This is a genomic window from Gaoshiqia hydrogeniformans, assembly GCF_049347105.1.
In the GTDB taxonomy this organism is placed as follows: Bacteria; Bacteroidota; Bacteroidia; order Bacteroidales; family Prolixibacteraceae; genus Gaoshiqia; species Gaoshiqia hydrogeniformans.
In genome coordinates this window covers 132,073-152,907 of the sequence record NZ_CP186334.1, presented here as the reverse complement: position 1 = coordinate 152,907, position 20,835 = coordinate 132,073, and the positions used below count along the sequence as shown (strand labels likewise).

General features: G+C 43.5%; 16 protein-coding genes. 11 read left to right on the top strand and 5 right to left on the bottom strand.

All coding sequences use genetic code 11. From position 1 onward, the window contains the following. Positions 1-175: 175 nt before the first annotated feature. Positions 176-505 carry a hypothetical protein gene (locus ACOIT5_RS00770; protein ID WP_423128565.1) on the bottom strand — a complete coding sequence of 110 codons (330 nt, stop codon included), beginning with the start codon at positions 503-505 and terminating at the stop codon, positions 176-178. A 339-nt stretch (positions 506-844) separates the two neighbouring features. Here ACOIT5_RS00770 and dacB point away from each other — a divergent pair, with 339 nt between their 5' ends. After that, positions 845-2,296, top strand: coding sequence for a D-alanyl-D-alanine carboxypeptidase/D-alanyl-D-alanine endopeptidase (gene dacB, locus ACOIT5_RS00765; RefSeq protein WP_423128564.1), 1,452 nt, complete (start codon positions 845-847; stop codon positions 2,294-2,296). Positions 2,297-2,383: 87 nt separating this feature from the next. Here the strand turns inward: dacB and ACOIT5_RS00760 are convergent, their stop codons facing one another. Next, on the bottom strand, positions 2,384-2,800 hold the full coding sequence (locus tag ACOIT5_RS00760) for a DoxX family protein (RefSeq protein WP_423128563.1): 417 nt from the start codon (positions 2,798-2,800) through the stop codon (positions 2,384-2,386). Positions 2,801-3,051: 251 nt separating this feature from the next. On the opposite strand from ACOIT5_RS00760, the gene ACOIT5_RS00755 reads away from it, so the two are divergent. The 5 genes from ACOIT5_RS00755 to ACOIT5_RS00735 all read left to right on the top strand — a co-directional run bounded on the left by ACOIT5_RS00755 (position 3,052) and on the right by ACOIT5_RS00735 (position 8,652). Beyond that, the gene (locus ACOIT5_RS00755; protein ID WP_423128562.1) at positions 3,052-4,584 is read left to right on the top strand and encodes an AbgT family transporter; all 1,533 of its coding nucleotides are present in this window, start codon (positions 3,052-3,054) and stop codon (positions 4,582-4,584) included. A gap of 110 nt (positions 4,585-4,694) precedes the next feature. After that, on the top strand, positions 4,695-5,696 hold the full coding sequence (locus ACOIT5_RS00750) for a PhoH family protein (RefSeq protein ID WP_423128561.1): 1,002 nt from the start codon (positions 4,695-4,697) through the stop codon (positions 5,694-5,696). Continuing rightward, positions 5,689-6,636 carry a phosphoribosylaminoimidazolesuccinocarboxamide synthase gene (locus tag ACOIT5_RS00745; RefSeq protein ID WP_423128560.1) on the top strand — a complete coding sequence of 316 codons (948 nt, stop codon included), beginning with the start codon at positions 5,689-5,691 and terminating at the stop codon, positions 6,634-6,636. Before ACOIT5_RS00750 ends, ACOIT5_RS00745 begins: the two co-directional genes overlap by 8 nt. Before the next feature lie 142 nt (positions 6,637-6,778). Continuing rightward, positions 6,779-7,288 (top strand): TlpA family protein disulfide reductase, encoded by a 510-nt coding sequence (locus ACOIT5_RS00740; protein ID WP_423128559.1) that lies wholly within the window; start codon positions 6,779-6,781, stop codon positions 7,286-7,288. Positions 7,289-7,290: 2 nt separating this feature from the next. After that, the gene (locus tag ACOIT5_RS00735; RefSeq protein ID WP_423128558.1) at positions 7,291-8,652 is read left to right on the top strand and encodes an ATP-binding protein; all 1,362 of its coding nucleotides are present in this window, start codon (positions 7,291-7,293) and stop codon (positions 8,650-8,652) included. A gap of 8 nt (positions 8,653-8,660) precedes the next feature. Here the strand turns inward: ACOIT5_RS00735 and ACOIT5_RS00730 are convergent, their stop codons facing one another. Further along, entirely contained in the window at positions 8,661-10,700 is a 2,040-nt protein-coding gene (locus ACOIT5_RS00730; RefSeq protein ID WP_423128557.1) for a cache domain-containing protein, read from the bottom strand. Positions 10,701-11,028: 328 nt separating this feature from the next. On the opposite strand from ACOIT5_RS00730, the gene ACOIT5_RS00725 reads away from it, so the two are divergent. Together ACOIT5_RS00725 and ACOIT5_RS00720 are read left to right on the top strand one after the other, a co-directional pair. After that, on the top strand, positions 11,029-12,474 hold the full coding sequence (locus ACOIT5_RS00725; protein WP_423128556.1) for a Do family serine endopeptidase: 1,446 nt from the start codon (positions 11,029-11,031) through the stop codon (positions 12,472-12,474). 109 nt (positions 12,475-12,583) lie between these two features. Next, positions 12,584-13,444, top strand: coding sequence for a sigma-70 family RNA polymerase sigma factor (locus ACOIT5_RS00720; protein ID WP_282592331.1), 861 nt, complete (start codon positions 12,584-12,586; stop codon positions 13,442-13,444). Between the two features lie 54 nt (positions 13,445-13,498). Here the strand turns inward: ACOIT5_RS00720 and ACOIT5_RS00715 are convergent, their stop codons facing one another. Together ACOIT5_RS00715 and htpG are read right to left on the bottom strand one after the other, a co-directional pair. Continuing rightward, positions 13,499-14,218 (bottom strand): hypothetical protein, encoded by a 720-nt coding sequence (locus tag ACOIT5_RS00715; RefSeq protein WP_423128555.1) that lies wholly within the window; start codon positions 14,216-14,218, stop codon positions 13,499-13,501. 193 nt (positions 14,219-14,411) lie between these two features. After that, entirely contained in the window at positions 14,412-16,463 is a 2,052-nt protein-coding gene (htpG, locus tag ACOIT5_RS00710; protein WP_423128554.1) for a molecular chaperone HtpG, read from the bottom strand. Positions 16,464-16,663: 200 nt separating this feature from the next. Here htpG and ACOIT5_RS00705 point away from each other — a divergent pair, with 200 nt between their 5' ends. The 3 genes from ACOIT5_RS00705 to ACOIT5_RS00695 all read left to right on the top strand — a co-directional run bounded on the left by ACOIT5_RS00705 (position 16,664) and on the right by ACOIT5_RS00695 (position 20,831). Further along, on the top strand, positions 16,664-18,130 hold the full coding sequence (locus ACOIT5_RS00705) for an aminotransferase class V-fold PLP-dependent enzyme (RefSeq protein WP_423128553.1): 1,467 nt from the start codon (positions 16,664-16,666) through the stop codon (positions 18,128-18,130). 103 nt (positions 18,131-18,233) lie between these two features. Continuing rightward, a complete protein-coding gene (locus ACOIT5_RS00700; RefSeq protein ID WP_423128552.1) occupies positions 18,234-18,584 on the top strand; it encodes a hypothetical protein in 351 nt (116 codons plus the stop codon). A 126-nt stretch (positions 18,585-18,710) separates the two neighbouring features. Further along, complete coding sequence (locus ACOIT5_RS00695) at positions 18,711-20,831, top strand: tetratricopeptide repeat-containing sensor histidine kinase (protein WP_423128551.1); 2,121 nt, start codon at positions 18,711-18,713, stop codon at positions 20,829-20,831. Positions 20,832-20,835: the final 4 nt, after the last annotated feature.

Sequence of the window (20,835 nt, the reverse complement as noted above, 5' to 3'; positions counted from 1 at the left end):
TTAGTATGATGCACCCCTGTTACAAAATGTTAAAAACACTAAAAAAAACCTCTGTCATTTGTGGTTACCCACTCATGACAGAGGTCGTGTGACACCTAATCTCATTAAGTAATAAAACCCTTAAAATGAGACACAGTCTGGTTTGGTGCTATATGCTGGTGAAATTTGTTTTCAACTATTCCATTGGTGCTTCCGACTGTTCTACTTTAATGATTTCACCTTTTTCAGTGTAGAAAAGAGCATACTTTACATCTGCCTGGCTCACAACAATTTTGTAGGAACCGTCGTCGCCTTTAAGCGCTTTTTCAACTTTAAACCCGGAATAGTCTTTTCCCAAGGCTTCACTCACAGCTTCCGGAATATCTTCAACTGCAATTTCCTGATATTGCACCTCTTGTTGCATGACGATGGTTAAATCGTTATCTGTCTGATTGGCAACTGATGTTTGAGGAAATGCAAAACCAACCATCACTGCGACTGCTAATAAAATTAATCCGTTTTTCATAACTACTTCTTTTAAGTGTATTTATTAATTCATTGTCGTAACCTATTCAATAAAAAAGTATGCCAGAATCAGAGTATGTGAATAAAATGCAGATGTAAGAAATTGCATATCAATCAATTGTGATAAGAATGGTTTATGAAATGCCGTTTTTTTATTCCTCGGGAAATTGTGGAATCCGCATCACGCCTGTGGAAAAAATCCACAAAAATAACCGGGAAAGGAGCCTCGCACGGACAGGATAAGCCGGCCCCCGGGAGGAGGCTTCGGGATTATTTTTTATTTTTCGGACGAAATCAATACCTTAAACAACAATTTTTCACGACATAGATTTTTACCAACATGAAGACCATTAACCGGTTGCTCTGCTTGTTTATTCTTTTTTGTTTCTCGAACGGAACCGCGCAGAATCCTGCCCGTGAACAAATGATCCTGAACCAATGGATCGGGGAAATTCCTCCGCACACAGGCATTGGCGTTTATTTACAGGATGCCCGTACCGGAAATGTTCTTGCCTCGAACAACCCGCAATTGAGCCTGGTTCCGGCTTCAACACTGAAACTACTCACAACAGCGACTGCTTTGGAGGTTCTCGGTCCTTACTATACTTTTGAAACCAAACTGGCATACTCGGGCGAAATCAGAAACGACAGTTTGCTGGGCAACCTGATCATCACGGGAGGGGGGGACCCCGCGCTTGGTTCAACCTATTTCAGAAAGAATTACCTGGAACCTCATTTTCTTGACAAATGGGTGGTTAGCATGCAAAACCTGAATATCCGCCATATCGCGGGAGATATTATGACCGATGCAACCATTTATGAAGAACAAACAATCCCAAACACCTGGATCTGGGAAGATATGGGAAATTATTACGGAGCCGGTGCGAGCGGACTATCGGTTTATGACAATTTGTATGAAATACACCTTTTTTCACCGGCAGAAGAAGGAAAGCCAACCCGGATCACTGGCACTGTCCCGGTGATTCCCGGTCTGAAGTTCGAAAACCAGGTGCTTTCCTCCAACATTCAGCGGGATCAGGCCTACGTGTTTGGCAGTCCAATTGATGAGAAACGAATCATGAGAGGTACCATTCCTAAAAATCGGGCCGATTTCGTTATTAAAGCGTCAATTCCCAATCCGCCTTACCTGCTGGGATCTCAATTAAAAGACAAGCTCGAAGCTAAAGGTGTCGTTGTTGATGGTCAGGTGAAAGCAAAGAAGCACGATGAAGAAACTTTGCTTCCTACCGTGTTGGCAACAACCGTTTCGCCTCCCTTAATCGAAATCATCGGCGTAACCAATCACGAAAGTGTGAACCTTTTTGCCGAGCACCTGCTGAAACAGCTGGCGCTTTACAACACCGGATGGGGGACTACTGAAGCAGGAACCGCATTTATTGCCGGTTTCTGGAAGGAAAAAGGATTGGATACCGCAGGTTTGTTCCTGGCCGATGGCAGCGGACTTTCCCGTTTTAATGCCGTCAGCCCCAAATTCATGGTCGACCTGCTTTATTATATGAAGCATAAAAGTCTTTACGGCGAACAGTTTTTTTCGACCTTGCCGGGAGCGCCCAACGGCACACTCTGGTATTTTCGCGCTGAGAATTTCCCCAACAACAGCCTTCGTGCCAAAAGCGGAAGTATGACGCGTGTTCGCTGTTTTGCCGGAACGTTAAAAACCCAATCGGGGCAGGAAATTTTATTTTCTGTTTTTATGAATAATTTCTCGGGAAGCGCGGCCAATGCAACCCGGAAAATCGAAGACTTGCTGGTAAAACTGTCAGTCATGTAAGTCAGAAAACCTAATTTTTGATTTTTCGTGCACCGTTTGAGGACGAGTGACACGAAAAATCATTCCATGAGGGAGTTCGCGTATGGATTAATTTCCTTTAATCAGGCGTCCCAAAGCAAAACGGCCGCTTCCGTAAACCAGGATGGTGATAAAAATCAACAGGTAAAGCAGAGCCATTTCTTTCCCGGCAAACGGATCATTTGCATGAACATAAAATGCGGCCACGCTCATGGTTACAATCAGCGGGACAGAGGCCAGCCGGGTAACTACGCCCAGAATTAACAACACAGAACAAATTACTTCGGCAAAAACAGCCAGTATCAGCGATATGGTCGGCCCCAAACCAAACGGATCGGCAAATGCGATTTCGCCACCGCCCAATAAGAGCTGAATTTTGGGAATCCCATGTGTCAGCATAAATGCGCCGCTCCCAACTCGTAAAATCATCAGCCACAAACTTTCGACAAATTCATTTGTTTTTGAACCTAACATTTTCTTTCCCATTGCAATAAATTTTAATTTTTTTACCAATTCAAATTTCGGTTTCCGAAAATAGGAAAATGCTTGCTGCCCGCAAAAGGATTCCAAAATATTTAACATACTCCCTTACTTTTATCACGATATCGCAGTGAACAAAAAGTCAGGGACAATCAGTTTATGGGAAAATAAAAAAGTCAGAGAACCATCCTTTATTCTTGTGGTTTTAATGGATAATTACTTTTTTTAAACGCAATTGTCACGAAAAAGGGATTATTATGAGGAAGATGACCAAGGGAATTTTCAGGAACGTACTAAACTGGACCGAACGGGTGGGTAATGCGTTGCCGCATCCGGCAACACTTTTTGCTTTGTTTGCATTGGCTGCATTGTTGCTGTCGGCAGTAGGATATTATTTGAACTGGGAAGTTATTCACCCGGGAACAGGCGAAGTGGTAAAACCGGTGAACCTGTTGTCGCACGACGGTATCCACCGCGTCCTGCTTGATATGGTTGAAAACTACACCGGCTTTGCGCCCCTGGGCATCGTGCTGGTGGCCATGCTGGGCATTGGCATTGCCGAACAAAGCGGTTTGATTGACACGATGATCCGTTTACTTGTGCTGAACTCGCCCAAACACCTGCTCACTTTCGTCCTGGTTTTTTCCGGTATTATATCCAACCTGGCGTCGGATGTTGGTTATGTCTTGCTGATTCCGCTGGCCGGAGTGATCTTTTTGGCTGTTGGCCGCCACCCAATCGCGGGGATGGCTGCCGCCTTTGCCGGCGTGTCCGGCGGTTTCAGCGCCAACCTGGTGATTGGGACGATTGACCCCCTGCTGGCCGGCTTATCTGAAGAGGCGGCCGTGATTCTTGATCCGACTTATGAAGTTAATGCCACGGCAAATTACTATTTTATGGTGGCCTCTACCTTTATTATTGCCTTAACAGGCACCTTTGTGACCGAAAAAATTGTTGAACCCCGGTTAGGCAACTATCAGGGAGATGTAAAACACGATGAGCATTCGTTCACCAGCCTGTCGAAAATCGAGAAAAAAGGCTTGTTGATGGCTCTGTTGGCATTTGCCGGTATTTTTGTGATCACGCTGATCGGTATCATTCCAGAAAACGGCTACTTCAGAGGAACCGATGGAGGACTGTTATCATCGCCTCTGGTTAAAGGCGTAGTGGCGATGCTTTTTGTTACGGCAGGGGCTATGGGACTGGCTTACGGTTTTACCACCGGTGTTTTTAAAAACGATACGGATGTGATGGACGGAATGGCCAAATCGATGAAAACACTGGCCACCTATTTGGTGCTGGTATTTTTTGCAGCCCAGTTTGTCGCTTATTTCAAATGGAGCAATTTAGGGATTATCCTGGCAGTAAAAGGGGCTAAACTGCTGATGGCTGCCAATATCGGGCTGATTCCGCTGATGGTCCTGTTTATCATTCTTTCGGCAACCATTAATATGTTGATGGGGAGCGCATCAGCCAAATGGGCTATCCTGGCACCCATTTTTATTCCCATGTTTATGATTATGGGATACTCGCCCGAGTTGTCGCAGGTGGTTTACCGGATTGGCGACAGCGTAACCAATGTGGTTTCGCCCATGATGAGCTTTTTTGCCCTGATTATCGCCTTTGTTCAAAAATACGATTCAAAAGCTGGTATCGGCACCATCATCGCGACCATGATCCCCTATTCGGTGATCTTTTTTATCGCCTGGACGATCTTGTTGATTATTTGGATCCTGTTGGGGATTCCCCTGGGGCCGGGAGCCGGAATTCATTATACCTTGCCCGGATAAAGAGTTGATGAAGACCAGCAAAATAAAAGATAAGGAACAAACAAAGCAATCCGGTATTCCTGAACATTTTTCTTATTTTTGCGGGTATATCAAGGATCTTAAACCGATATATGTTTGAAAAGCTGATTTTACTGGAAGGTATTGACCCGCTTGAGTTTTACGGGGTAAATAATGCCAAAATCGACCTGATTAAAGCGTTTTTCCCGAAATTGAAGATCATCAGCCGGGGCAATCAACTTATTGTGCAAGGCGACAAAAAGGAAAGCGTGGCCTTTGAACACAAATTACAGTTTTTGCTCGATCACTATCATCAATTCAATATACTGCCGGAGGAAACCATCAGGCAGGTGATGAATAACGATCCGTTGGCTTTTGATATCCAGACAAACCCGTCGGATGTGTTGCTGCACGGCAATACCGGAAAGCCAATCAGGGCCCGCACACCCAACCAGCGGATTCTGGTTGAGGAATGCCGGAAATCGGACCTGATTTTTGCCATTGGTCCTGCCGGAACAGGAAAAACTTACACCGCCATTGCTTTGGCCGTCAGGGCATTAAAAAACCGGGAGATCCGCCGGATTATCCTGAGTCGCCCGGCAGTTGAAGCCGGTGAACGCCTTGGGTTTTTGCCCGGCGACCTGAAGGAAAAGATCGACCCTTACCTGCAGCCGCTGTACGATGCCCTGCTGGATATGATTCCGGCGAAAAAACTGGAAGAATTCATGAAAGACGGTATCATTCAGATTGCACCGCTCGCGTTTATGCGCGGGCGTACCCTGAGCGATGCTTTCGTTATTTTGGATGAAGCACAAAACACCACGCTTAACCAGCTGAAAATGTTCCTGACGCGCATGGGAATGAACGCTAAATTTATCATCACCGGCGATGAAACCCAGATCGATCTGCCGTCGGTCAGCCAGTCTGGCTTAATTCAGGCGAAAAAAATTCTGCGCGATATCAAAGATATTTCCTTCGTTCAGTTTAACTCGAACGACATTGTTCGCCACCGGCTTGTCCGTGAAATTGTTGATGCATACGATAAATACCATCAAATGCAACTGGCAAAAAAAGAAGAGAAGAAACAAACAGATAAAAACAACGAAAATGATTAAAGCATTAACCAGAACGGATTTTAATTTTCCGAAGCAAAAACAAGTGTATCATGGCAAAGTGCGCGATGTATACAACATCAACGACGAATACCTGGTGATGGTCGTAAGCGATCGTATCTCAGCTTTCGATGTGATTCTGCCGGAAGGGATCCCCTACAAAGGGCAGGTTTTAAACCAGATTGCCTCCAAATTTCTGGATGCAACAGCCGATATCGTTCCAAACTGGAAACTTGCTACGCCCGATCCCAATGTAACTGTTGGCCTTCATTGCGAGCCGTTTAAAGTTGAAATGGTTATCCGCGGGTACCTGACCGGCCACGCCTGGCGCGAATACCGCAGCGGGAAACGTAGCTTATGCGGCATATCGCTTCCCGAAAACATGGTTGAGAACCAAAAATTTCCTGAACCGATTATTACCCCAACTACAAAAGCGGCAGAAGGTCACGACGAAGACATTTCGCGCGAAAAAATCATTGCCGACGGTCTGGTGAGTAAGGAAGATTATGAACTGATGGAAGATTATACCCGCAAACTTTTTCGGCGCGGAACCGAAATGGCGGCAGAAAAAGGACTGATCCTGGTTGATACCAAATATGAATTCGGCAAAAAGGATGGTCAGATTTACCTGATCGACGAAATCCATACTCCCGATTCATCCCGCTACTTTTATGCCACCGGCTATGAAGAGCGGCTGGCTAAAGGCGAAAACCAAAAACAGCTTTCGAAAGAGTTTGTTCGCCAGTGGCTGATCGAAAACGGGTTCCAAGGCAAAGAAGGGCAGACGGTTCCGCTAATGGACGAAGCTTTTGTCAGTTCCGTTTCGGAACGCTATATCGAGCTTTTTGAAAACATTACCGGAGATTCGTTTGTGAAATCTGAGATTGATCAGATCCAGGACCGGATTGCCAAAAATGTCACAAACTTTTTAAACTCGTTTTAAAAGGGATAATTTTTTCTGTTTAGTTATTAACTTACGGCAATTAACAGCCGGAAGTTAATAACTATTTTGTCATTTACATTCCGGTTTTACTTTTATGTACAGGAATAATTTTTATCTTGCTGTTATTTAAGTCTTAACTGACATGAAAGCGCTCATTTTGTTTGCCATTCTTGCCCTTACGAACTCTGTTTTTGCTCAAACCGGGGAGGACGAATCAACCATCGTCCGGGTCGGGCAACAGGCGCCTGCATTTATTTTTACCGATTCGGAGGGGAAGAGCCATGCCAGCAGCGAGTTGAACGGGAAAGTGGTACTGATCAATTTTTTTGCTACCTGGTGTGGGCCTTGCTTAAAGGAACTCCCTCACCTACAGAAAGAGATTTACGAAAAATACAAAAACCGCAACGACTTCAGCTTATTGGTTATCGGACGGGAACACCATCCGGAAGAATTACAAAAATTCAAACAAGCCAGAGGGTACGAACTTGAATTGCTGGCGGATCCCAAACGCGAAATTTATTCAAAGTTTGCCAGCCAGTTCATTCCCCGGAATTTTCTGATGGATAAAAGCGGAAAAATCATATACAGTTCTGTTGGTTTCGATGATGAAGAATTTGCCCGGCTTATTCAACTTTTAAATGAACAGCTTTAACCATGAAACGGACACTTTTATATCTGCTTTGGTTTGTAATGATTTGCACTGGTTTTGCAGGGCTTAGCGTTTCAGCGCAGGAAAATACCGATTCTGCAGCAGGAATTAAAGATAACATCAGTTCGTTAAACAAGCTGGCCCTTCTTGAGGCCGAAAAAGAAAATTATCCGACCAGTTTTCAGTTAAGCAATGCCGCGCTCGAATTGTCACTCAAATATGGCTTACTCGAAGAGGCCGTAACAGCTTACGAAAACCTGGGAAATTATTACCTGACGCAGCGAAATATTGCTCAGGGACTGAAAAATTTCCAGGAGGCCATCCGTTTATCCGAAAAATTAGGGAAAAGCGAAAAAACCGTACTTCTGTATAAAAAAGTATCTGATTTATTCGGACAGAATTTTGACTTTAAAAATTCGCTGGAACACTACAAACGTTATCAAACGATAAAAGATAGCCTGGCCTCGTTGGAGAATAACCGGCAGCTGGCCATGTTGCAGGAGAAGTTTGAACAGGAAAAGGCAGAAAGCGAAAAAGATTTAATGGATGTCCGGTCTGAGCGGCAAAAAGCCACCGGCGTTTTTTTGGTTATAGCAGTCATCTTGTTGATTCTGGTTGCCTTTGCCTTGGTTGTTGCCTTGAAGAAGCACAAGCAGGTAAAACGTTACTTAATCAAGCTGAATGAGCAAAAAGACCGGATGTTCTCTTTAATCAGTCATGGTTTGCGTGGTCCGATCGGGAGTGTGAAGGGAATTTTCGACCTGATTGTGGAACAGGACCTGGAAGATCCCAAAGAACTAAAAAGTATTTTGCACGAATCGCGCGAAGTGGTCGACAGTTCTTTCAATTTGCTTGAAAACCTGCTCAACTGGTCGAAAAGCCAAACCGGAAATTTAAGCGTTAACCCGCAAAAAATAAGCATGGCAAGTTTAGTGAAAGAAAATTTGTCCTTATTTACCAGTTCCATCAAGCATAAAAATTTCACGATTGAGAATAAGGTTGATGAAAATCATTTTGCCTGGGCCGACCAGGAAATGATGAATGTGGTGATCAGAAACATCCTTTCGAACTCGGTGAAATTCACCCGGACGGAAGGCCGGATCAGCCTCGATACAAAAGTTACCAAAGACAAATTGTTGTTGACTGTTTCAGACACCGGAGTCGGTATGACCCGGGAAATGATCGATGACATCATGGAAAACGACACCATTGGCATGGGCAAAGTTGACGCCAACTACGAAAAAGACCGGGGAATCGGCTTGAAAATATGCAAAGAGTTTCTGGAGAAAAATCAGGGAAAACTTTCCATCGAAAGCTCACCCAATAAAGGCAGCCGTTTTATCATCTATCTGCCGCTTAGCGCCTGATCAGCCCGTTACGGCTTTGCATCGATATGGAAATAAAATTCCGACCCTTCGCCCGCAGTTGACTTGACCCCGATTTCGCCGCCTAAACGGGAAACAATATTTTTCGAAATAGCCAGTCCTAATCCGGTTCCCCCGTAATTTTTCAGGACGTGGTTGCTGGCCTGTACAAACCGGTCGAAAACCGAGCCCAGATCTTTTTCCGGGATCCCGATGCCGTTGTCGTGCACGTGAAACCAGACCTTCTCGTCACGCGCATAAACAATCAGTTTTACCATGCCTGCCGGGGTAAATTTAATGGCATTCCCAATCAGGTTGTCGAGGACCTGTCTTAAACGGAATTCATCGGTGTAGCATGTGAAACCTGCCGGCAGGCTGCTTTCAACTTCAAAACAGAGCTGATCCAGTTCCTGATTTCCGGAGATATATTCGCGATAATACAACAGAATACTTTCGAGTAAATTTTCTAATCTGAATTCTTTTTTGACAATATTCAACTGGTCGGACTCAATTTTTGCAATATCAATAATATCATTAATCAGGTTCATCAGAAACTTGCCATTAACCGAGATCATTTTAACGAAAGTTTTCCGTTCACGATCCGGGAGATCATCATCATCAATCAGTTCTGAAAAGCCCAGGATCGCATTCATCGGCGTGCGGATCTCATGAGACATGTTTGCCAGGAATGCGGTTTTCAGGCGATCGGATTCGCGGGCCTTTTTTTGTTCTTTTACCAATTGGGCGAGTACTTTTTCACGTTCTTCAATCATTTCATTGGCCACAATGCCCATTTCCCTGAATTCGTTAAAATTGAGTTTATCCACATCAATTTTCGCGTAGTTTCCTTTACCAAGCTTGAAAAAGCGGGCAAAACGTAAAAAATCAGCTTCATAATTGCGGTTAAACCGGATCAGAATGTAAATCTCGATGGCCAGAATAATGAAAAGCACCACAAATATCTGAACCAGGCTAATCCAAAGTCCGCGTTTCAATTCAGCTTTTTGCGTTACCAGTTCCGCATCAACTTCATCGACATAAAAGCCGGCCCCAACCAGCCAGTTACACTCCGGGTACAACGCGACATAGGAAATTTTTGAAGACTTCGTTTCTTCATCAATTTTATTCCATTCATATGAAAAATATCCTCCGTTTTCGGCAGAGGCGGACACTTCAAGTTCTTTCATGAACACGGCTAGCCGTTCGGGATCGGTTTCGTCAAAAAAGTTAAACGGGCCGTCATGTACCTTCCCGTCCATCACTACCGGTGTGCCGTTTGTTTCATTTATAAAAACGTACCCGCCGTGCCGGAACCGCTCGGAACTGACTTTCTTTGCTATTTCCTGTTTGAAGTCGGCATAATAGTCGTCCAGATAGCATTTGGAGCCAAAATACCAGTTAAACGGTTTAAATTCTTTAACAAAAGTGACCTTGTTGTGGGGTAGGGAGGAGTTTTCCGGCCTGTTGCCGTCATCATACCAAATATATCCTTCACCTTCGTTCTTCAGCAGTTCCAGTTCGCGTTGAATGACCAGGTGTCCGTTAATATCCCTCAGCCCCGACAGATCTTTTCCGGCAAGCTCAGGGCGGCCGGAGTAGTAAATTCCCTGTCCGTCCATCCCGTTGATAAATACGCGGGCATAGGTTCCCGAGCAATCCAGTGATGAAATTGCTTCTACAATGATTTGTTTCAGCTCGGCAACAGGCAGTCTGCCGTTGAATTGATGGTAAAGCTTTTGGGCAATCCGGTGGGCGTTGCACACGTTTTCTTCCAGTTCGCGGGCAATCCGCTCATTAAACAAGGTTTTCTGATTGGCAATATAATCGACTTCAATGGCAATCAAATCTTTAATAAAATCCTTTTGCTTGCCAATGTTATCTTCCCGTTGCTGCGTACTGATTCGCTGAAAGAGCAAAAACTCCTGGATCGAAATAAGCGCTGCTACGCCTACCGTAATAATGATAGTTGAAAAAACAACGATACGCCGAATGTAATTCGTTACATTTCTCGTGTCAGATCCTCTTGTAAATGCATTTCGGAGCGCTGCCATAACAATCTACCAGCCTGATAATTTCTGCTAAAATAGATAAATAATGAAACGAATAGGTTGTTTTCGTCTAAAAGAAGAATGAAAATGACATCAACCCAACCTTTACCCTTTCTGAATAAATACGGGCAGATGAACTTAAGTATGAAAAAATGACAAGCCGATCTGTTGTTTTTCTGTCATTTTTTAAAAAAATCAGTTCCGCATGGCGGATTTGCTGTTAAAACATGTTAAACATTATAAACGATTCGCAAAATCGGAAACTCTGGCACTTTTTATGCGTTATCATACCGTAAAAAAATCATTGATAAAACAGATAAATTTTGATGCTATGAAGAATTTTGGAAAAATAGGCTTAACTCTGGTTATTGCACTATGTAGCGCATTTATCGCTCTTTGGGCTTACACCCGTTATTTTGAAAAACCACAATTTGTAACGATAACCGAAAACCAGGCCATGCGATATGCAGGCTTGCCTTCTGCCCCTCAGGGTGAAGTTCCTGATTTGACCTTTGCCGCCGAAAATTCGGTTCACGCTGTTGTGCACGTTAAAGTGTCGTCGCGAGAAAATGTACAAATGTACAGTAACCCGTTTTTTGACTGGTTTTACGGTGATCGTTATCAGCGGCAGCAGCCTCAAATCAGGCAAGGCGCCGGTTCGGGCGTTATTATTTCATCTGACGGCTACATTGTGACCAATAATCATGTAATTGATAATGCCGATGAGATACAGGTGGTATTAAATGATAAGCGTGAATTTACGGCCAAGTTGATTGGCAAAGACGAAACAACCGACATCGCCTTGTTGAAAATTGATGAAAAGAACCTGCCAACCTTGAAATTCGGAAACTCCGATGCCCTGAAATTGGGAGAGTGGGTTCTGGCTGTTGGCAACCCGTTTAATCTCACCTCAACGGTAACAGCAGGTATTGTCAGCGCAAAAAGCCGCAATATCCGGATTAACCCCTCGGATATGAGTATCGAAGCATTTATCCAGACCGATGCTGCCGTAAACCCCGGCAACAGTGGCGGCGCTTTGGTAAATATGAATTGCGAACTGGTTGGAATTAACACGGCAATTGCATCCCGTACCGGCTCCTATACCGGATATTCGTTTGCAGTACCTGCCGGTATTGTTGAAAAAGTAGTCGGCGACCTGAAAGAATACGGACATGTTCAGCGGGCTTTACTGGGTGTGACGATTCAGGACATTGATGCAAACCAGGCAAAAAAATATAATCTCGACAAAATTGAAGGTATTTATGTTGCCGGCGTTAATCCAGGCAGCGGAGCTGAAGAAGCCGGAATTAAAGCAGGAGATGTTATCCTGAATGTTGATGGTGTAACGGTTAATTCGACGGCCGAATTGCAGGAACAGATCGGGAAACGCAGGCCCGGCGATGTTGTAAAAGTTTTAATAAAAAGGGATAACAAAGCGAAACCCTTTAACGTAACACTCCGTAACATGCACGGAGATACAGAAATCCTTACCGGGAGTGTGAATGAATTCCTTGGTGCAAAATTTGACAATGTTTCAGAAAACGAGAGATACAAACTTCGCATCAGTCAAGGAATTAAAGTCGTAGAATTATCTAATGGTAAGCTAAAAGATGCCGGACTTAAAAAAGGATTCATCATTACCCACGTGAACAAGCAGGAAGTAAACGCGGTTAATGATTTGGAGAGAATTGTAAAAAAAGCTGAAGGGGGCATATTAATCGAGGGTATTTACCCCAATGGTGAGCGTGCTTATTTCGTTTTTGCTGCAGGAAACTAAATAATGTTTACTAAAAATTAACAAATTAAGGTCGCAAGCCTGATCCAGCTTTTTGGTTTGAATAATTGACTTCAAAAGTCTATATTTGCACGATTTTTTAGAAGGGTATATGAGACAATTAAAGATCACAAAATCTATTACCAACCGTGAGAGCGCCTCTTTGGACAAGTATTTGCAAGAGATTGGCAAGGAAGAACTTATCACTGTTGAGGAGGAAGTAGAATTAGCGCAACGCATTAAAAAAGGCGATCAGGCTGCATTGGAAAAACTGACCCGCGCTAACCTGCGTTTCGTTGTTTCTGTGGCGAAACAGTATCAAAATCAAGGCTTAAGCTTGCCCGACCTGATTAATGAAGGGAATCTTGGACTGATAAAAGCAGCAGAAAAGTTTGACGAAACACGCGGGTTCAAGTTCATTTCATACGCAGTTTGGTGGATTCGTCAATCCATCCTTCAGGCTTTGGCCGAACAGTCGCGTATTGTTCGATTACCGCTTAACCAGGTAGGTTCTTTGAATAAAATCAACAAGGCCTATTCGAAATTCGAACAAGAAAACGAACGCAAGCCGTCTCCTGAAGAATTGGCGGAATCGCTGGAATTGCCGGCTGAAAAAGTTGCAGACACCCTCCGGGTTTCCGGCCGTCATATTTCGGTGGACGCCCCCTTTGTAGAAGGAGAGGACAACAGCCTCCTCGATGTTCTGGTCAATAACGATTCCCCTAACGCTGACCGCAGCTTAATGATGGAATCACTTGCACGGGAAATTGAACGAGCTCTCGCTACCCTTACAGAAAGAGAAAGTGACATCATCAGGATGTTCTTTGGAATTGGTTGCCAGGAAATGACCCTGGAAGAAATTGGAGAAAGATTTGGGCTAACCCGCGAAAGGGTCCGCCAGATAAAAGAAAAAGCAATCCGCAGATTGCGGCACACATCCAGGAGTAAATTGTTAAAAACATATCTCGGATAGTATGAAGAAACTTTTTAACCGCCCTCGAGGCGGTTTTTTTTGCTTTTTTTTCTGCTAATCGGTTGACAAGGGAGTAAATGTCAGTTTGATTTTATCGTAATATAGCGTCGTAATACCTTCAAATCCGGACCAGGTTCCGGTTATCACCCAGGTTTTTCCGTTATGATCAGCCTTGCAAAGAATAGCTTCGTCATTTTTCCGCTCAATTAAAGTGTATACGAAATCGTCGCCTTCAATCCCAACTGTACCCAAATCGGCTGTCGATCGGCCTTCCTCAATGTCCGGATCCGGCAACAAATTAAAAAGGAGCATTACTTCTATTCCATCCTCCTCTTCAATCTCAAAGCCCCTAGAAGAAGCATATGCAATCAAATGATTTGCAGCGCCCGGGCTTCCGCCTGCCCCGACGCTGTTTTCGGGATATTTTGAAGCCAGTCTTAACTCGACAATGAGCTCGTAAAGTTGCCCGGGAACCAATCCGCCCACTTGTTTTGCCAGTAACATTCTCAAGGCATCGCTGTGGTTATTCCCATGCATCATGAACCCTTTTTTTGATCCGTCCAATGGTTCAGGAAGGGCGGTAATTCCCGAATTAAGTTCGTAATTTTCTTCTCCGCCTTTCGGATAAGATGCAAAAACTGCTTCCCATCCGTTTTTCCCATTATCAAAAGTTTCGGTAACCGTCACCAAAACGGCTTCCGAATCGCGGTCTTTATTACAGCTGCTAAAAGCCAATAACCCGGCAATTAACACAAATCCTAATTTTTTGCTCATACAAACGAAACTTATTCATAAATGAAAATAAGATGTACAAAACCTGTTTCCGGTTGCGTCGTTTAAAGACAAATCACTCTTTAAATTAGAAAGGAGGACATGCACTTGCGTTTTTTCTTCACCGGATTTATAAAACAGGAAAAGCCACCAGATCTCGTTCCGGTGGCTTTTGCATATTATTGCGTGGCGTATATTAATTGATCAACTCTACGCTGCGGCGGACAAACTTGTCAAGATCTTCGCCTTTCAGCAAGCCATTGGCCAGCAGGGCCAGGTCGACCATTTGTTTGGCCAGTTTGTTGTTTTTTCCGAAAGCGTTTAGTTTATCGCGTTTTTCATCTTCCAGCCCGGAGATTTTAGCCCGCAAGTCGTCCAGTTTTTCTTTCTCAGCCTGGGGAACTTCCTCGTCTTTCTTGCCTTCTTTGGCTTTTTCCAGCGATTCTTTTTCTGCTTTCAATGCACCCATTTTCTCATTTAACTCCGTAAAGTCCGAATTCAATACTTCATCTTTTTCGGCCAGTACTTTTTTTACCAGGGGATGATCGGTATTGACCACCAGGTTCAGGCTTTCGGGAAGGTCGCCATAGAAATTCATTCCTCCCTGTAATTTGCTCATATCTTTCATCCGGCGCATAAATTCATTCCGCGTAATAACCATTGGCTGAGCTTGTTCTCCCATTGCTTTAAAATCGATGATGTAATTCACCCCATTTGTTTCGGGGCAAACAGACTGGAAAACGGGACTCAGTTCCTGGCGTTCCTCGAAGGTGAGGTGATCGGTATGATCTTCTTTTTGGATCAGGTGATCTACCACGTCGGAATCAATGCGGACAAAACGTTTGTCGGTGTACTTCTGCTCAAATTTATTGATCAGGTGAGTGGATAAAATATCGTCGAGCGCCAACACATCATAACCTTTATTTTTGGCATCCTGGATAAAGGTATATTGTTCTTCCTGGTTGCTGGTGTACAGATAAACTAACTGATTTTCTTTGTTGGTCTGGTTATCTTTAATCAGGCTTTCGTATTCTTCAAAAGTGAAGTATTTCTGATCAGTATTTTTAAACAGGAAGAAACTGTTCGCTTTTTCTGCAAATTTTTCGTCGGTCAGCATGCCGTATTCAATGAAAACTTTCAGGTCGTCCCATTTTTTTTCAAACTCGCTCCGGTTGTCTCTGAACAACTGGGTTAAGCGGTCGGCCACTTTTTTTGTGATGTGGCTGCTGATTTTTTTTACGTTTGAGTCGCTTTGCAGGTACGAGCGGGAAACGTTCAGCGGAATGTCGGGAGAATCGAGCACCCCATGCAGTAAAGTCAGAAATTCGGGGACAATACCTTCGACTGAATCGGTAACAAAAACCTGGTTGGAGTATAGCTGGATCTTGTTTTTCTGTACTTCAATGGTATTTTTCAGTTTCGGGAAATACAAAATACCGGTCAGGTTAAAGGGGTAATCCACATTCAGGTGGATATGAAACAGGGGCTCTTCAGAAAAAGGATAAAGTTTCTGATAAAAGTCGGCATAATCCTCATCTTTCAGGTCGGCCGGCATTTTAGTCCAGGCCGGGTTGATGTCATTAATCTGATGATCCTCTTCGCTTTCCACTTCTTTTCCATCTTTCCAGTTGGATTTTTTTCCAAAAACAACCGGAACCGGCAAGAACTTGCAATATTTATTCAGGATTTCGGAGAGACGCGATTTGTTCAGGAATTCTTCCGACTCTTCGTTGATATGCATGATGATATCGGTACCCACTTCGGTGCGTTCTGCTTCTTCCAGTTCAAACTCGGGGCTTCCGTCACACGACCAGCGAATGGCCTGAGCGCCTTCTTTATACGATTTGCTGACAATTTCAACTTTGTGTGAAACCATAAAAGAAGAATAGAAACCAAGTCCGAAATGTCCGATAATGGCATTCGCGTCGTTTTTATACTGATCGAGGAATTCATTCGCACCCGAGAATGCAATTTGATTGATGTATTTTTCCACCTCTTCGGCAGTCATCCCAATCCCGTTGTCCGAAACCGTAATGGTCTTTTTGTCTTCATCCAGCGATACCCGGACTTTGGCATTTTCAACCGAGACCGTTGTTTCGCCGCGCGAAGCCAATGTTCGTAGTTTCTGGGTAGCGTCAACGGCGTTCGAAACGATTTCACGAAGAAAAATATCGTGATCGGAATACAAAAATTTTTTAATGATCGGGAATAAATTGTCACTTGATACGCCAATTTTACCTTTTTGCATTTCTATTTGATTTTTTAGTTCTACATCAATGTTTACAGCAGTTCATTTTTCAAAGTTTATGCCATTTGGTATGAGTGACGAAATGTCATAAAAAATGAAAGTCAGAAGCATTAAAATTGTCTGTTAAAAAATGTTAGGAAGCTCTCTGAATCGAATGAATAATTACCTTTGCCGTGTTGGAATAGCTTAAATACGTGATTATGAAGTCATTGGAAATATATTTTGATAAATTCAGAAAACAAATAGTTGGGAATGATCAGTATTTCATAAGCCCTTATGGAAGAAAAAAGATTTGTTATGCTGACTGGATTGCCAGCGGACGTTTGTACCACCCGATTGAGGAGAAAATCAGGAATGACTTTGGGCCGTTTGTGGCCAATACACACAGTGAAACAAGCGAAACCGGCGCATGTATGACCTGTGCCTATCATTTGTCTCATCAAATCATTAAGCAACATGTTAATGCCGGTCCCAATGACGTGATCATCACGGCCGGTTTCGGAATGACCACCGTGATCAACAAGTTTCACCGGATTCTAGGCATTCGTTTGTGTGGTAATCAATTTGAGAAACCGCCGCTGAGAGACCAGGACAAACCCGTGGTTTTCATTACGCACATGGAGCATCATTCCAACCACACCTGCTGGTACGAAACTACGGCCGATGTGGTGTTGATTGAACCGGATGAACACTTGATGGTCAACCCGGAAAACCTCCGCAAAAAACTGGAAGAATATAAAGATCGTTCTTTTAAAATAGGTTCGTTTACAGCTTGTTCCAATGTAACCGGCATCCGCACCCCTTATTACGAGCTGGCCAAAATTATGCACGAATACGGAGGGGTGGTATTTGTTGATTTTGCCGCTTCGGCGCCTTACGATGAAATGAATATGCATCCCGACGATCCCATGATGAAACTGGACGCGGTGATGTTTTCGCCGCATAAATTTCTTGGAGGACCAGGCTCATCCGGGGTTTTGATTTTTGATAAGTCGATGTACCACAATACCGTACCCGATCACCCGGGCGGAGGAACTGTTGACTGGACCAATCCCTGGGGAAAATATAAATATGTCGACGATATTGAGGCGCGTGAAGATGGTGGTACGCCTGGTTTTTTGCAATCCATACGCGCTGCACTTTGTTTTCAGTTGAAAGACCAGATGGGGATCGAAAATATTCGGAAACGGGAAGAAGAATTGCTGCAACTGGCCTTTGCCGGATTGGACAGTATCTCCGAAGTGGTCATCCTGGCCAATCGTCAGCGCGACCGGCTTGGCGTAATTTCATTTTATGTGCCCGGTATTCATTATAACTTGCTGGTACGCCTGTTAAACGATTTATATGGGATACAGGTACGCGGGGGTTGCGCCTGTGCCGGAACTTACGGACATTTTTTACTCGAAGTGAGCTACGAACGCTCATCAGAAATCACAGAAATGATCAATATGGGCGACCTGTCCGATAAGCCGGGTTGGGTGCGCTGGTCTCTACATCCGACGATGACCAATGCTGAAGTTGAATTATTTATCACGGGTTTAAAAGATATTATTCAGCATATTGAAGATTATCAAAAACAGTATATTCCGGTTTTGAAAACAAACACCTACCGGCATCAGGAAGAAAAAGACTATCGGGAAAAAACAAAACCCTGGTTTGCTCTATAAGATTTCTTCTGATACACATGCTTTTAATGTGAGGAATACATAAAATCTTCTTAACTTACGGATCAGAAATGATCAATTGGAATAACTATTAATTTTATTATTTATGAAGATTTTTAAACCTTATTTGAGTTTAGGAAAAAACACGGAAAACTACCTGCTCGAAGTTGTCTTCAGCACCCTGCGAACAAAAAACATTGAGAGTATCGAACAAAAAGAAATTGTGAGGGAAGAAAAGACCTACTGGGGAGTGGTCGTTACACTTTCGTCGAAAATTCAGGCTGTAAATGCGCCTGAACCACTTATTTTAGCTGCTTCGGTGAATATTGATCTGACTATTCCGCAAAAGTACCGAACGATAAAATGTGTGATACAACAAGCTGACGAAACGGAGGAACTTTTAAAAACATCATCTGTGCGTGAAGAGACAGATATTGATTTTGAAGATTGGAATTAGTAAGAAGTTCATTTAAAACAGCAATTCAAAACAAAGGTGCAATTTAAAAACTGCACCTTTGTGATTAAAAGCCAATTGATTTTTTGTAATTTACTGCCGCAAAACAAGTATTCAACCATCGTCCGTATGTATAAACAGCTTGTACTGACTTTCCTTATTTTCTCAGGTTTGGGCCTGAAAAACGTGAATGGCTTTATTTCGTCAACCGCCGGTACCGATCACATGAGAATAGACGAAATGGTGCAGGAGCTTGAATTGTTGATTGCCAGGGATTTGGATAGCGCGCTTGTTTTCAGTAAAAAAATACTGGAAGATTCTCAGCAAATCAATTACCTGTCGGGCGCCTGGGAAGCCATGTTGCTCCAGGGGAAGATATACGCCGCGATTGGCAAAACGGATTCGTCGCTTCTCGTACTAAACCAGGTATTAAACCTTTCGCGAGAGCATGAAAATCACATCCTGGAACTAAAAGCCTTAATCGGGCTTGCAACCACATTTCAGAAAAACTTCAACTTCGAATCGGCCATTGTCAACCTCATACAGGCCGAAACAATTTTACGCGACAACGATCCCCTTGATTTAAGATTGCAAACTCTAAACCAGTTGGGTATCGTTCATCGGAAGTTGAAAAATTACCCGGCAGCTGAAGGCTATTTCAATCAATTGGAAGAAAGCTTTTTTTTTCAGCTAAGCGAAGAACAACGGTTTGGTTTGTATATGAATAAGGGGAATGTTTATGCTGACCAAAAAAAGTTTGATGAAACCGAAGCCTATTTTAATAAAGCATATGCTGAAGTAAAAAAGACTGATCATCCTGAAAACCTGGCCCTGATCTCGTATAACCTGGGAGCCCTGTATTACAGGAAAAAGGACTATGGAAAATCACAATCATTGGTTCTGGAAGCCTTGCAAGCCTACAGGAAAATTGGATCGCTCCAGTATATTGAGGGGTGCTACCGGGTACTGGGCGCAATTAATTACGATCAGGAAAAATACAGGGAAGCGGAGAATTACTACCAGAAGGCCTTGGGGATTGCCCGGGAAATTAATAATCCGAAATCGATCCTTGGAAATTACAAGAACCTTTATTTAAACAATCTCAAATTAGCCGAACAAACCGGTAGGGTAGGGTATTACGCGAACACCGTTGAATACCAGAGCAAATGGTCGGCTCTGAAAGACAGCCTTTACAACGCAGAAATGGCCGATAAAATTCTCGAACTGGAAAAAAAATACGAAACTGAAAAGAAAAACTCACAGATTAGCCTGCTTGAAAAAGAAAACCAGATTAAAGCCGATGAATTAATCATCAAACGCTCTCAACAAAACATGCTTCTGATATTAATCGGGTTTATCCTGGTTATCCTGTTCGTTTTTATTTATGCGTATATTTATGCCAAACGCATCAATAAATTATTGCAGGAACAAAGCCGGAAAATATTAAGCCAGCAAAGCCAGATCCAGCACCAAAATGAAAAACTTCAGAAATCGGTTAATACCCAAAACAAGCTATTCAGTATCATTGCCCACGATTTGAGAAGCCCGCTGATTACGGTATCCAATTTTTCAAAGCTGATTAATTTTTACCTAAAAGACAACCGTTTTGATTCCGTTAAAGAAATGGCCAAACAAATGGACCAGAAAAATGACCATGTGCTGGAGCTGACCGATAATTTGTTGAGTTGGGCGAAAAGCCAGTCGGACAGCTTGACTCCCGTTTTGGAAAAGATTAGCATCAATGAAGTCATCGATGAGAGCCTGGATATTTATGAGTCGGTTGCCGGGAACAAGGAAATCAGCTTGGTCTATGCCGAACAGGAGGATTGCCTGTTGTGGACCGACCGGAACATGCTCAAAACCATTTGCCGCAACCTGATGAATAATGCCATCAAGTTTACGCCCCGGTACGGAACGGTGGAACTCTACGTTGAAAAACAGGATAAGTTCGCAAAAATCTGTATCAAGGATACCGGGATTGGCATGTCAGAGAACGTGATGGATTCACTTTTTGACATGGGTGCATCAAAGGAAACCCATACCGGCACCGAAGGTGAGAAATGCACCGGACTTGGACTTTCTGTTTGCAAAGAATTTACAGAAACACTTGGCGGACAAATAAGCGTGCAAAGCGAGCCGGGTAAGGGCAGTCTGTTTGGCGTTACCGTTCCGCTTTTTGATCCGCTTTTACTGGCTGATTCAATACCCGAACCTCCGGAAACTGACCCAATCCCTGTATTTCAAACATAATAGC